This is a genomic window from Lelliottia sp. GFLA7 (genome assembly GCF_056490165.1).
This window is the reverse complement of record NZ_JBWLAQ010000088.1, coordinates 1-436: the sequence shown is the minus strand read 5'-3', so window position 1 is coordinate 436 and position 436 is coordinate 1. Positions and strand designations below refer to the sequence as shown.

Genomic DNA, 436 nt, shown 5'->3' with positions numbered 1-436 from the left:
GAAGGGCCGTACAGGCCATTAGTAACAAGTATCGGCAAGTTAATTCGACACTTTTTCGGCAGGCAACTAGCATTCATCTATCTGGAATTTTTCATAAAGACTGAATTTCGAAAAGCCATTAATACTTAGAAAGTAGCGGTAGCGTCTAACTGAGCTTTACTCAACTGTCCAGCTGGGATATTAGCGTAATGGAAATTCCTTCTGTATAAAGAAGCACTATGGCTTCAATAGAAAGTCGCTCCAGAAGAAGCGTCCGCCGCTGGGCGATACTCCGATTTTTTGGGACGAAATATTTGTTCAACCTAATGGTCTCGAAAATATCTTCAGATGATCCAGTCTTTATAAATATTTCATCAGCCAGACCAAGCGCTACGACATTTGCAATTCGCTTTTCAATGGTTTCGAAAGGACGATTCTCACCTTTATTTGTTTTTAC

Annotated in this window: 1 protein-coding gene; it reads right to left on the bottom strand. The window is 40.4% G+C overall.

Features of this window, described 5'->3' with window-relative positions:
• Positions 1 to 160: 160 nt before the first annotated feature.
• On the bottom strand, positions 161 to 436 hold a 276-nt coding region (locus tag AC07RN_RS21290), incomplete at its 5' end, for a hypothetical protein (RefSeq protein WP_478337266.1).